Below are 12,423 nucleotides of genomic sequence, written 5' to 3' on the forward strand. Positions count from 1 at the left end.
CGCTTTTCTCTAATAAGGAATAGCTCAGCAAGTATCGCATATAAGGGTCATATTCTTGATAACTTAAAGTCTGAATGGCCAATAATATGCTAAAATTTTATTAAAACAGAAATACAAATAGGTGGGAGATTGTTTGATACAAGGATTCTTTTTTACTCTTATTGTCACTTTTCTCATTGTCTTGACTTTAAGTTACATAGGTCAAAGGTTAATTGTAAACAAGAATAAACTTGATAAGAGGACAATTCAAGTGGTGGTTACACAAAGTTTGGTCATTGCTATATTACTTGCTTTTGTTTTTTAAAGCAATTGAGGCGCCATTCCGGAATAAGTCTTGGTGCCCGTTCCATATGTAAGGGCAATGATACGGAATAAGGGAGGGGGGGGGGACAACGTGGAACATATTTATGAAGTTATCATTATTGGTGCTAGTCAAGCTGGTATTGCTATGAGCCATCAATTAAAACAAAAAGGCATCAAAAGTCTACTGATGATCGATCCCCAAAAACGTATTGGAGACTCTTGGCGTTCCCGTTATAAATCGCTAGTATTATTCACACCGAAGTCATATTCTGCTCTTCCAGGGTTAGAAATGCAAGGTAATCCCGATTCTTACCCAACAAAGGATGAAATGGCTGATTACTTAGAAGGTTACGTAGCACACTTTAATTTGCCTCATAAAATGAATACTATGGTTACAAGGGTTGAAAAGGAAAATAATTATTTTAACGTATTTACAGAAGATGAAAGGTTTCAATCAAGAAAAATAGTTATAGCCTCAGGGGCCTTTCAAAAACCATATATACCACCTGTAATTCATAATGAGAACGAGTTATCACATATCCACTCTTCCTCATACACTGAACCTGAAGATCTTAATGATGGGATTGTATTGATTGTAGGAGGCGGTAATTCAGGAGCGCAAATTGCGGTGGAGCTATCGGAGGATAGAGAAGTCATCCTTGCGATATCACATAAGTTAAAATTCCTCCCTTTACAAGTATTTGGAAAAAGTATTTTTTATTGGTTGGAGAAACTTCAACTTTTATATGCCGGTACAGATACAATTAGAGGCAAACTCTTTCAAAAAAGAAATGATCCTATATTTGGAAAAGAATTAAAACAAGCCATTAAAAATAAAAAGATATTGATTAAACCAAGGGTGATTGAAGTTATTGGAAATCAAGCTTTCTTTTCTGATGGAAGCACAATGAAAATTGATCAAATCATATGGGCAACTGGTTTTATTCCTTCTTGTGAAATTATTCATATAGATGGAGCACTTGATAAAAATGGAGGAAGACCTTTACATCATCGAGGTATCAGTCCAATTGAGGGGCTTTATTACATTGGACTACCTTGGCAACATAGTCGTGGGTCAGCCCTTGTTTGTGGTGTTGGGAAAGATGCAATGTACATAATGGATAAATTGACAAGATAAATCTTCAACAATACGAAGGGCGCCATTCTGGAATATGACACTTGGCGCCTGTTTATAAGGGCCAGATTATGAAATTAGGAGTTGTATGTATGAATTTTATTATTAGACAGGAGCAGGAAATTGATTATGAATCAACTGAGAAGGTTGTAAAAATTGCATTTGTTTCTGCGGAACAAAGTGATCAGGATGAGCATAACTTGGTTTCACGAATCAGGAAATCCGATGTATTGGTTCCCGAATTATCTTTAGTGGCTGTTGACAAAGATAAGAATGAAATACTCGGGCATATTCTTTTATCGAAGGTGTTAATTGGTAATGGTGACAATCAAAAAGTGAAGTCATTGGCACTCGCACCCGTTTCTGTTTTACCTGATTATCAAAATAAAGGTATAGGAACGTCCCTAATAAAGAGGGTATTAGAAAAAGCAAAGGAGCTTCGATATCAGTCAATTATTGTATTAGGTCATCCAGAATATTATCCGAAATTTGGCTTTAAGAAGGCATCTCTATGGCAAATTAAAGCGCCATTTGCAGTACCTGAAGAAGCATTAATGGCTATTGAATTACAGGAAGGCTCCCTTGATAATGTTTCTGGTGTAATTGAATATCCGAGTGTCTTTTTTGAATAAGGTATTCAATTAACGGGCGCTTTTCCCTAATAAGGGATAGCGCCACAATCGCATATAAGGGCCAGATTGTGAAATAAGATATAAATTTCTTAGGGGGGGATAAATTGGGCAGTGATAACGAAACACCTGAAGAAAGAAGAGAGAGACTAAGACAAGAAGAATGGAAAGGCAACCCAACTGGTAACTTAAGGGATTCATTTCATAGAAGTTCTAATGGAAGTCTAGTTGAATTAGTTGGTGGTTTAGGTTGGAAGGGTACTGGTATAATCATTCTTGTATTGATATTAGGGTTTATAATATATGCTGTTTTCTTTCGCTAACGGCTGCTTTTCCTAAGTTAGGAATTAGACCTGATAACGTATAGGGGGTAATGTTGAAAATGAGGACGTTATTAGAACTTTTACGTATTATTTTTATTTTTGCACTGCTTAATCAATTACTAAGGGGGGATCAGCGTGGAAGACCAATTTTTTGTTGGCTGGGGAACTCTTACCCTTATTAACGCTGGATTGGCACAAGGGAAAAACAGATCGGGTCTTAATTGGTTTTTCATTTCTTTGTTCCTTGGCCCGATAGCAACCCTTATATTAGTAACCTTAGAAAAGATGCCAGAAGAAGAAAAAGCCAATTAAAATTGGATATTTTTGCCATCGAAACTTCCGCGAAATAATTCTTTGCGCATATTATTGCTTCATCGGAACATTTAACGGAATTAGGCTAGTTTAAGAAAAATGGCGTATTGTGAATGAAAAACAAAATCGCTATAAAAAGGGGAAAGTGAATTGAAAAGAAGGTTAGGTATTTTAATATTAACCATCATATTTGCTTTTGTTTTAAGTGCTTGTGATAACGACAGCAGTAATATCAATACCGATACGAACACTATTTCCAGTACTGATTTATCAAAGATGGAAAAAGCGATTCTTTCAACAACTTCAGATGAATCATTTGTTTTTAATTTCAATATAGATAACAAATATAATGAAATGTCTGTAAAGGTAGAGAAATATAAAAAAGGAGACCTAGTCGATGATAAATTAACCCAAATATCATTAGAGGTTAGTGATGGTGAGGGAACGATTATTATTACATCTCAGAAAGACAATGCTGAGGTGAATCACTCTGCATTTAATATTGGTATCAGCAGTGGCGGAAGTACAGGATCGACAAGTGTATTAGATAATGATATAGAGAAAAAAGGTACTATGGGAACCTTTCAAGAAAATGAAATATCTATAGAAAACGGAGAAGCAGTATTGTCAGGGATTGCTATATCTAATAACGAAAATAATTCAATGTCTTTTCGGTCAAATTTTTACGAGGATTCTAGTGAAATGAAAAAATATGATGTTGTTTATTTGTTTAAAGCTAAACCTATAAGGTGAATTTTTATATGATATTTCTTCATCAATCGGGCGCCGTTCGACAAGATATGCTATAAGCGTTTTGAAGCGTGAAATGCAGAGGATTACTTAATTAATCCAAACTTTACAACGGAGGATGGGAATGACGGAACCATGTTTCCCGAAACCATCCCGTCAATACTCCTGCCTGCGTCATGACTGACAGGTCATGGGGTTTGAAGAACAGGTAGATTCGGCAGAACGAAGGCTGAAGCCACTCCATAGGAGAAGGTATGCTAACGGATATGCCGCGCGGCTGAAAAACTGGATAAGGTGAGAATGTTCTCGTGAAAGGGAACTGACGAACTTCCGAATGTACGGGTCTAAAGATTGAACATAAGGAAACCTTATGGGTCATCCAACGATGGCGTGAGTGGTGTAGAGTAAAAATGCGCCCTCTGAAATACGCTATACCGGACAACGGCGGTATCCAGCTCACAGGCTTATAGGAAGCACCTACGTCCAGAATAGATAGCTACGTTGTAAGGCACTTGGAAAGCAAGGAACGTTGAAACAAGGACTGTCATCTGAAACGGTTGCTATAAGGCTTATGCCAAAAAGCATTTATTCTTGTGAGGGTAGGGGCATGACTGATGAAGCTTCTGTAATGGAAGTGGAGGAACAGCCCCAAGTCTAGCGAATGGAACGATGGTTTTCCAAGCGTGCATCGCACCGATCGGGTAGGAATGTGTGACTTTACACAGTGCGAGCTTTCAAACACAAGGTTTGATGTGACCTCTTTGTTTGAAGGTAACGAGGAACTTATCATCTAGTAGACTCAGTTAGAGGGAGCGCGGAGTGCGGGGAAACTTGCACGCTCCTTGTGGAGCAGGGGAAAAGCTGGAGATAACTTCAAAGGCTTACCTATTGCTGACAGTTGGGGAATAAAGACCAGCGCCCAAATGCCATTGCAGGGCACGTTTATGTAACACGGTAAGGTAGAAGGGAACAAGTACCTGTCAGTTAGAGCATCGTTATTTGGTTCGTGCATAATACGGTTCATGAGCATACTGCTTAATAAAGTTATGGGCAGTCTGCTAGAATATATTCGAGAATGATAAAGGGAGGAAGTGCTATATGAGTCGACACATTGCAGTCCTTGTAACAGACATGGTAGAAGAAATTGAATTAACTGATCCTGTGAAAGCTTACAAAGAGGCTGGGCATACGGTAGATATTATCAGTAATGAAGCAAAAAAAACCATCAATGGCAAAAATGGAGACGAAATACAAGCGGATAGAGGCATAGATGAAGTAAATGCAAACGATTATGATGCATTACTCGTACCTGGCGGGTTTTCTCCTGACTTACTACGTATTAATCCGAAGAATAGTGAGTTTGCGAAAACATTTTTCCAAGACAATAAACCCATATTTTCAATTTGCCATGGTCCACAGTTTCTCGTTAATACAGACCAACTAAAAGGTAGAGAGCTAACAAGTTTTGTTTCCGTAAGAAAAGACTTGGAAAATGCAGGAGCAACTGTAAAAGATGAAGAAGTAATCGTAGATGGAAACCTTGTAACAAGCAGAACACCTGATGATCTTCCTGCATTCAATCGCGAATCTCTAAAGCTTTTAGAAAAATAATTTGTCAATCGTATAGGGGGGCTGTTAATCATGCAGCCTCTCTTTATTTTTTATTTGATAATAGACAAAGCGCTCATGCCCATCTGCCATGATCTTCGTCAACCGGGCGCAAGAAAGGAATAATTGTGTCCAGTCTTTTTGATAAGTCCAGATTAGAATAAGGGTTGTGTGGAAAGGCACCCTGCTGGGTGCCAATTTCTAGCTCTTTAAGGATTTTTCGATGTCATCTAACTTAGATTCCAAATTCATCACGTAAGTTTCAGTCCCCGATGTATGTGAACTTATGGATTCAAGCTCTTGATGAATTAAAGTGAGCAAACTGATAATCTTATCTGATTGTTCTTCAGTCATTTACATACCTCCCCTATAGTGACATAATTCGATTTAAATAAAGGAAAATCCTTCTTTTTGTAGAAGTTATTCGAAGGGAGGAGGTGGAGAAAATTGAATAAAAAACAGAAACTAAGGTATGCAATTTTAAAAGAGGTGTATGAGAATAATACTCCTTTATCAGAAAAAGACTTTCATGTAGAAGAAGAGGAGTTCGATGAGGCGGTAAGATTTCTCACGAGGGAGAATTATCTAATGGGTGTTATGTACGCTGATAATAGACCTCACTTAAATAAAATCGGCCCTGAGTTGACTGAAAAAGGTGAAAGGTATTTAGATGAACATAGCGCACTAAGTAAGACGTATAAAGGGTTAAAAGAAGTAAGGGAATGGTTTAAATTGTAGCATGTTTGCGAGATAGCCTGCCACACTATCTATGTTGTAAATGGGAACCATTCTTGGATAATGGTTCCCTCATTCATTGGGTTACATTGTATAATAGTGTAGGAAAGAATTGAAATAAATTGTTGATGAGGAGATGTTGAATTTATGGGGTTCAGCCGAAGAAAGTTGAGATATTCAATAATAAAAGAATTTGATAAAGGAGAACGGCCTACTCATGAAACGTTTGGCGTTAATCAGGAAGATTATGTGAAATTTCTTCGTGAACTGCAGGATGATGGGTATATTACTGGAATTACCTTTACAAAAACATCGCTTTTAGGAAGACCGAGACCCACTCCGTTAGGTGAAAAGTATGTAGATGAAAATTCGCCATTAGCAAGGTCTTATAGAACCGCCAAGGAGCTAAGGGATTGGATAAGGCTTTAAAATTAAATTTTGGAAAAGTAACTTTTGTCAATAAGAACGGACGCCAAATAGTGTTTTATTAAAAAAAGGGGGGGTCACTTGAATAATATTTTTGATTATTTATCTGAGGAAAATAAAAAAACTGATTTAGAAGAGTTCATAAGTGATTTTGAAAAAGCAGAATACCTACAGAGGCTACTAATTAATATGAGTACTAACGACGGACCAGTCGATAACGAACATTATATAGAACTTAGAAGGCATTTCTTAAAAAATGAAAAAACTAAACAATTGTTACCTTGCTATGTAATAAATAATAGAGATCTTTCACAGTTTTGGCAGTTTATAAAATATAAATTCCCTACATATGCTGAAAGAAGACGATTTATTTGGGATGATTTTAATAAGCTACTGTCATATCTTGAGGATCATGAAAATTCACCTTTAATTGAATCAATTAATGATAATTTGCGTGTACTTAATTCTGAACACGTTATCAATTATTGGAACACAGCTATAGAGAGAAAAGCCAATGATCCTGAAGGTGCTATCACTTTTCCAGGACACTGGTGGAAGGTGTTTTGAAACATATATTAGATGAAAGAAATATAACATACCACAAAAATACTAATTTACCCGACATGTATAAGATGGTGGCTAATGAACTTAATTTATCACCAGAACAACATGATTTAAAGCTTTTCAAAAAAATTTTAGGCGGATGCTCATCAATCGTTAATGGTTTAGGTAATTTAAGAAATGCACATGGAGACGCTCATGGAAAAGGTAAGGTACGATATTATAAGCCCGATATTCGTCATGCAGAACTAGCAGTTAATTTAGCTGGTTCCATGTCCCTATTCCTGATACAAACCCATCAAGATGATGGTTAAATTTTTACCCATTAATGACCGCATATCAGGAACAGGAACACTCCAGTTATTGCTTCATCGGTCAGATTGTTGAAGTGGGAATAATAATCTTTGAAGGTGGAAAATAGATTTTATGAATGAAATATTACAACCTTTAGTTGGTTTGATTGGTGTTGTAATTGGTGGTGTCATATCATATGTAGCACAAACAAAGCACCAAGAAAAAACTGAGAAGAAAAATGATAAACGCCAAAAGCACATTGCTTATAATAATTTCCTTTTACTTGAGGGAGAAAACTCTCCCTTGGTAATACCAATGCATCATGGAGAGAAAGAAGATTTTGAATCGAAAGCATATGCTGAGGGTACCAGAAAGATTTTATATGAAAATCTGCATTTGTTTGATAAAAAGGTAGTCAAGAATGTGTTAAGAATAGATTTTGTAGAGGAAAGAGCTGAAGTTATGGGGCCTGAACCAGAGGATACGTATGAAATATACCATCTATACTTAGAGATAAAAAATGCAATCATAAAAGATTATGAAAATGATATTAAAGGCTAAATAAAAATTCGTTGTTTCGGAAACGGGAGCCTATCTGGAATAAACTTTCCCATTTGGCAGATGAATGGGGGACGATTGGGACATAGGAGCATAATGAATAGTAAAGGTTAATTAGAAAAACTCAACTTTCGGACACCAAATTCGGAACGCAAACCCTGATATGTAAAGGATGATTCGTATTCTTTTATCAGGCCGCACCTGGATCCTGCAATGGTTTTTGTAAAAAATCCGGCAGCTTATCATAAAAGCGGTCCAGGAATTGTTGAATCTGCTGATCGGTCAGCAGGAATTCATCAGCTAACATCGAACCCAATAATTCCAGAATGGTCAAAAGAGCTTCGGCGAAACGAATATCCTCAATTTCGTCGCAGCACACGAAGAACAACTGGCCGATGGTTTTAGGATCTTCCTCTTCCCTGGAACTGACAGCGAGCATCATATAGCGCAGGAAAACAATGGTTGTGTGAGCCGTCAGGGCATCATAGCTGCGGCACTGAAATTCTTTTGCCAGTTTCAGGTTGGATTTGGCAACCTTGAAAAAGCATTCGATGGCCCAGCGTTTCCCGTAGATCTGAACCACGTCTTCCTCGGAATGTTCCAAATTTGTTGTAAGCAGAGCCAACCATTGTTTGGAACGGTTTCGATCACGTACAAAGACAATGCGGGCCTGGATGTCATCATCGTTTTCATCGGGGCCTATCCCGACAAGGATAGAGGAAAGGATTTTCGCACGACCACGTTTTTTACGCACCTTTTTATAAAGCTGGTTAAGGGTATAGGACTTCCCCTTGTAGGTGTAGTGGATCTTTGGCGAACGCTTGATCATGCAGACCACATGCAGCGGATAATTCATGACCACTTTTTTAATGATGCCGGGATACGCGAACCAGCTGTCAAAGAGAAGCGTTTTGGCACCAAGCTTTACAGGATTAATCGCATCCAGCAGCGTAAACATGGTTTCTGTTCCTTTTCGCAATGCTTCCTTCCGACGACGATATCCGACTGTTCGTTTATCGATAGCCGGATTGATTTCCTGAAAACGGTTTTTAGCTTTTTTCGAGCTCAACAGGGAAAAGGAAAGCGGCAGGAATGTGGCACCATCCGACCAGCCCAATGTGAGCATGCGAAAACCTTTGACATAATCGCCGGTGGTATGATCTTTCACGCGGGATAAAAGTTCCACAGCCTTACTGCGGTTGCGGCCATACGTGGAATCATCCAATACCAGAACGCGCTCCCGGTCACCTGATGTCAACGGAAGGATGTACTTTTCGATAAGATGTTCGCCCACATCCACAAGAAGCTTGCGCCAGTTATAGGTCGTCCGTTTCAAGAGATCATACACAGCGTCTTTGTGCAACGATTTGGATGGACGTCCGGATTCAAGTGTTCGATACAAGTTTTTACCTTGCAGCACAAGTGAAAAAATGAATTGAACAATCAGTAACGCAGAGACGCCTTTTTCTTTGTGAATGTTGGCCCGATGCAGAAAAGTACCAATCTTGGCCTGTTTAAAAAAACGGGTCACCCGGGAATTCAGCTTTTCATTTTGATCAGAATTTGGTAAAGTAGCCATAGAAAACATCCTTTCTTTGGTTTTGGTTTGGTTACCTATATTTTACCAAAGAAAAGGGTGTTTTTTTATACTTTTTGATAGAAAAAGGACGATAAGTGCTGACTTGGCAAGCGTTTATCCTCGGTATTCAACTCCGAAAGTTGAGTAGAAAAAAACTTGTAAATCGGAGTATTGAAGTATTTTAGTTATGTTTTAAAAGAACAAGTTAATATATTAAATTGGACGGAAAAAGTAGAAATTTATTTAAACAGGTGGTTAGTCAAATGAGTGATTTTACCTATACTTTACCATTTACTAATGAGCAGTTTCTTATTGGGATACGAAATGAGCTTAAAAGAAAAGGTAAAACAAATTTATATAATTTCCTAAAAAAATCCAGACTTTCTGTAGATAAATTAGGGATTTCCTATTACGTTAATCATTCCGGTAGGTGGGACGCAGAGGGTGTCGGTATTAAGTTTTATGTTCATCCAGCGAACATCGACACTCTCAATACGGGTGCAAACAAAAACAATTTGTTTGCAATATGCAATAATTTGATACCAGGAGAGGTTGGCTTTGATCTTAAGGAAATTGAATTTGCCCCCGATCTTAGTATCAGCTTTGATGATGATATTGTCTCGGACTTGGAAAATCAAGTGAGTGAAACAACTAATTCGATAATTAAACATATATTACCAGAAGATATCAGGGAAAAGGGTAAATACATGGCAGAGGTTTATACATACCTTTATTCAGTTGAAAATTCACTTAGGGTTTTTATTGAAATAGTATCAAAGGAAAAATACGGAGAAGATTATTTTAGTAAATTAAATGTGACAAAATCATTAAAAAATACCATGTCAAGTAGAAAAGAGAAAGCAGAAAAGAAAAAATGGTTAAGCGTCAGAGGGGACAATAGCTTGTTTTATTTGGATTTTAAAGACTTAGGTACATTGATCAATAATAATTGGGATATGTTTGAGGAGTATTTTGACACTCAGGATTTTATATTGCCCAAGATTAATGAAATGGCCGATTGTAGAAATTTAATTGCACACAATAGTTATGTCGGTAAAACTGAAAGAGATCTTCTGAAATCCTACTATAATTCTATACTAAAACAAATTGAAGACAAGTTTAGTAAAAGTTATGATTGGTTTTAGTCATAGTGAGTACTCCATAATATTTTTTCGGAAGGATTTATGGCTGTTTAGGGTTAGTTGATTTTGCGTATGGAGGGCGTTATTGTTTTTGTCAACGTGAAAATGGTGGAAATACTATTTCCTCAATACGATAACAGCTAAAAGACTGTTCCATAATCGGGCGCGCTAATTGAGCAATTGCGTACTTCTGAATCGGGCCAGATGGCTTTTATTCTATTAGTTCATAAGAGGGGTGGTTTGGTGAAATTTGCTTGGATTGCTTGGTGGATCGTAAATGCTTTTTGGTTGGCCTTATTCGCAGCAGGATCGATTTTTTTAGCACAAAGAGACGTAGATGCGACCGGTGCTATTCAAACTCCGGAAATCATTATGTTAAATATTTTGGTTTTAGCATTACCTTTTTTGATCCCTTTGCTCATTCAAATTGGTTGGTTAGTTGCAATGCTGGTTATTAAAAACAAAAGAAATAAAGAAATGACTGTTCAGGAATAGGGCGCAGTTGGGGAATAAAGACCAGCGCCCAAATGCCATTGTAGGGCACGTTTATGTAACACGATAAGGTAGAAGGGAACAAGTGCCTGTCAGTTAGAGCATCGTTATTTGGTTCGTGCATAATACGGTTCATGAGCATACTGCTTAATAAAGTTATGAGCAGTATGCTAGAATATATTCGAGAATGATAAAGGGAGGAAGTACTATATGAGTCGACACATTGCAGTCCTTGTAACAGACATGGTAGAAGAAATTGAATTAACTGATCCTGTGAAAGCTTACAAAGAGGCTGGGCATACGGTAGATATTATCAGTAATGAAGCAAAAAAAACCATCAATGGCAAAAATGGAGACGAAATACAAGCGGATAGAGGCATAGATGAAGTAAATGCAAACGATTATGATGCATTACTCGTACCTGGCGGGTTTTCTCCTGACTTACTACGTATTAATCCGAAGAATAGTGAGTTTGCGAAAACATTTTTCCAAGACAATAAACCCATATTTTCAATTTGCCATGGTCCACAGTTTCTCGTTAATACAGACCAACTAAAAGGTAGAGAGCTAACAAGTTTTGTTTCCGTAAGAAAAGACTTGGAAAATGCAGGAGCAACTGTAAAAGATGAAGAAGTAATCGTAGATGGAAACCTTGTAACAAGCAGAACACCTGATGATCTTCCTGCATTCAATCGCGAATCTCTAAAGCTTTTAGAAAAATAATTTGTCAATCGTAAAGGGGGGCTGTTAATCATGCAGCCTCTCTTTATTTTTTATTTGATAATAGACAAAGCGCTCATGCCCATCTGCCATGATCTTCGTCAAACGGGCGCTAATCAGGAACAAGAATTGCACCAATACCCGCATATGATGTCCGTTTAATGGGGGTAATTGAAACTGAAAATATGATTCCTTCGTATGGAAATAGTAATAAGAACAAAAGGTGAATTGGAAATGATGAATTATAATTATGCGACCAGTTTAAATGGTTTTACTACAAAGCCCTTAAATGTATACAAAGGAATTGAACAAATCGGGGTTATTCAAGGTTACTTTGACAATCTAATTAAGAAATTTATTGATGAAATTGTAGGTGGGGTGCCTATGTTTCTTAAATTCCAGTTAAAGGATCAATTTGGAAACGTTCGGTTACACTCTAAACCTCGAACCTTTAAAAGTGAGATTGCTATTACTTATTTTGACTCCAACAATGAAAAATGTGAAATTCTAATGATGCATGGAAAGGATGCAAATTTTGGACCTAAACAAATAGAATTTCGGTATAAGGGTGAAGATTATTTAATATACAAAAAGGAATCATTGAAGAAGGCTTTAACCCTAAAATCAGAGTCAGCAGAAATATTTCTAGGTGAAAAATTAATAGCTGATTGGAATATACATGTCAGTGAACAAAGGGTTAATGTACGCATATATGATAACGATTTTATAGAAGATGAGTATTTAATACTTGGAGTTTTTCATGCTTTTTTATACGCAACGAAGGGGTGAATCAGTTAGGCAGCCATCTTAAGCAATCGGGCGCCATTCCGGAATAACACCTGGCGCCTGTTCCCAT

General features: G+C 37.3%; 17 protein-coding genes. 15 read left to right on the forward strand and 2 right to left on the reverse strand.

Features of this window, described 5'->3' with window-relative positions; translation table 11 throughout:
- The first annotated feature begins 394 nt into the window (after positions 1-394).
- The 6 genes from ON01_RS08315 to ON01_RS08335 all read left to right on the forward strand — a co-directional run bounded on the left by ON01_RS08315 (position 395) and on the right by ON01_RS08335 (position 5,063).
- Positions 395-1,441 (forward strand): NAD(P)-binding domain-containing protein, encoded by a 1,047-nt coding sequence (locus ON01_RS08315; protein ID WP_010530571.1) that lies wholly within the window; start codon positions 395-397, stop codon positions 1,439-1,441.
- 89 nt (positions 1,442-1,530) lie between these two features.
- Positions 1,531-2,070 (forward strand): GNAT family N-acetyltransferase, encoded by a 540-nt coding sequence (locus ON01_RS08320; RefSeq protein WP_010530572.1) that lies wholly within the window; start codon positions 1,531-1,533, stop codon positions 2,068-2,070.
- Positions 2,071-2,174: 104 nt separating this feature from the next.
- Positions 2,175-2,390, forward strand: coding sequence for a DUF6366 family protein (locus ON01_RS08325; RefSeq protein ID WP_010530573.1), 216 nt, complete (start codon positions 2,175-2,177; stop codon positions 2,388-2,390).
- 135 nt (positions 2,391-2,525) lie between these two features.
- Entirely contained in the window at positions 2,526-2,702 is a 177-nt protein-coding gene (locus ON01_RS19505) for a hypothetical protein (RefSeq protein WP_010530574.1), read from the forward strand.
- Between the two features lie 150 nt (positions 2,703-2,852).
- On the forward strand, positions 2,853-3,455 hold the full coding sequence (locus tag ON01_RS08330) for a hypothetical protein (protein WP_010530575.1): 603 nt from the start codon (positions 2,853-2,855) through the stop codon (positions 3,453-3,455).
- Between the two features lie 1,095 nt (positions 3,456-4,550).
- A complete protein-coding gene (locus ON01_RS08335) occupies positions 4,551-5,063 on the forward strand; it encodes a type 1 glutamine amidotransferase domain-containing protein (protein WP_010530576.1) in 513 nt (170 codons plus the stop codon).
- Positions 5,064-5,261: 198 nt separating this feature from the next.
- Here the strand turns inward: ON01_RS08335 and ON01_RS19510 are convergent, their stop codons facing one another.
- The gene (locus ON01_RS19510) at positions 5,262-5,414 is read right to left on the reverse strand and encodes a hypothetical protein (protein ID WP_175284943.1); all 153 of its coding nucleotides are present in this window, start codon (positions 5,412-5,414) and stop codon (positions 5,262-5,264) included.
- 93 nt (positions 5,415-5,507) lie between these two features.
- On the opposite strand from ON01_RS19510, the gene ON01_RS08340 reads away from it, so the two are divergent.
- The 5 genes from ON01_RS08340 to ON01_RS08355 all read left to right on the forward strand — a co-directional run bounded on the left by ON01_RS08340 (position 5,508) and on the right by ON01_RS08355 (position 7,637).
- On the forward strand, positions 5,508-5,798 hold the full coding sequence (locus tag ON01_RS08340; protein ID WP_010530577.1) for a YjcQ family protein: 291 nt from the start codon (positions 5,508-5,510) through the stop codon (positions 5,796-5,798).
- 144 nt (positions 5,799-5,942) lie between these two features.
- Positions 5,943-6,224, forward strand: a complete 282-nt coding sequence (locus tag ON01_RS08345; protein WP_010530578.1) for a YjcQ family protein — start codon at positions 5,943-5,945, stop codon at positions 6,222-6,224.
- Positions 6,225-6,302: 78 nt separating this feature from the next.
- The gene (locus ON01_RS19890; RefSeq protein WP_245544995.1) at positions 6,303-6,788 is read left to right on the forward strand and encodes a hypothetical protein; all 486 of its coding nucleotides are present in this window, start codon (positions 6,303-6,305) and stop codon (positions 6,786-6,788) included.
- Entirely contained in the window at positions 6,785-7,096 is a 312-nt protein-coding gene (locus ON01_RS19895; protein WP_245544996.1) for an abortive infection family protein, read from the forward strand. Before ON01_RS19890 ends, ON01_RS19895 begins: the two co-directional genes overlap by 4 nt.
- Before the next feature lie 112 nt (positions 7,097-7,208).
- Complete coding sequence (locus ON01_RS08355; protein ID WP_010530579.1) at positions 7,209-7,637, forward strand: hypothetical protein; 429 nt, start codon at positions 7,209-7,211, stop codon at positions 7,635-7,637.
- Positions 7,638-7,824: 187 nt separating this feature from the next.
- Here ON01_RS08355 and ON01_RS08360 read toward each other — a convergent pair whose 3' ends face one another.
- Positions 7,825-9,213 carry an IS4 family transposase gene (locus ON01_RS08360; protein ID WP_010530580.1) on the reverse strand — a complete coding sequence of 463 codons (1,389 nt, stop codon included), beginning with the start codon at positions 9,211-9,213 and terminating at the stop codon, positions 7,825-7,827.
- Between the two features lie 263 nt (positions 9,214-9,476).
- On the opposite strand from ON01_RS08360, the gene ON01_RS08365 reads away from it, so the two are divergent.
- The 4 genes from ON01_RS08365 (at position 9,477) to ON01_RS08380 (ending at position 12,356) form a co-directional block, all read left to right on the forward strand.
- Positions 9,477-10,358: a Swt1 family HEPN domain-containing protein gene (locus ON01_RS08365; protein WP_010530581.1), complete on the forward strand. Its 882-nt coding sequence runs from the start codon at positions 9,477-9,479 to the stop codon at positions 10,356-10,358.
- Positions 10,359-10,598: 240 nt separating this feature from the next.
- Positions 10,599-10,850, forward strand: a complete 252-nt coding sequence (locus tag ON01_RS08370; RefSeq protein WP_010530582.1) for a DUF3923 family protein — start codon at positions 10,599-10,601, stop codon at positions 10,848-10,850.
- A gap of 207 nt (positions 10,851-11,057) precedes the next feature.
- Entirely contained in the window at positions 11,058-11,570 is a 513-nt protein-coding gene (locus ON01_RS08375; RefSeq protein ID WP_010530576.1) for a type 1 glutamine amidotransferase domain-containing protein, read from the forward strand.
- A gap of 195 nt (positions 11,571-11,765) precedes the next feature.
- On the forward strand, positions 11,766-12,356 hold the full coding sequence (locus ON01_RS08380; RefSeq protein ID WP_029329056.1) for a tubby C-terminal domain-like protein: 591 nt from the start codon (positions 11,766-11,768) through the stop codon (positions 12,354-12,356).
- Positions 12,357-12,423: the final 67 nt, after the last annotated feature.

It is taken from the genome of Lentibacillus jeotgali (genome assembly GCF_000224785.1).
Classification (GTDB): Bacteria; Bacillota; Bacilli; order Bacillales; family Amphibacillaceae; genus Lentibacillus; species Lentibacillus jeotgali.